1 pseudogene is annotated in these 276 nt (G+C 55.8%); it reads left to right on the top strand.

What is annotated here, in order from left to right:
• Positions 1-207: pseudogene (locus B3187_RS05110) on the top strand (hypothetical protein); the annotation flags it as partial.
• Between the last annotated feature and the right edge of the window lie 69 nt (positions 208-276).

Below are 276 nucleotides of genomic sequence, written 5' to 3' on the forward strand. Positions count from 1 at the left end.
CAGCGCTATAAGGGGCTGGGTGAAATGAACCCCGAACAGCTGTGGGATACCACCATGAACCCGGAAACGCGGCGTATGCTGCGGGTAACGGTGCAGGATGCCATTGCCGCCGATCAAATCTTTACCACCCTGATGGGCGACCATGTGGAGCCGCGCCGGGAGTTCATTGAATCCAATGCACTGGCCGTGGCGAACCTGGACGTCTAGGAATCTGCCACAATTCCTGGTGATTGCCATAATAAAACGGCGGGTAGAGTCTCTACCCGCCGTTTTATT

It is taken from the genome of Marinimicrobium sp. UBA4209 (assembly GCF_002381585.1).
In the GTDB taxonomy this organism is placed as follows: Bacteria; Pseudomonadota; Gammaproteobacteria; order Pseudomonadales; family Cellvibrionaceae; genus Marinimicrobium; species Marinimicrobium koreense.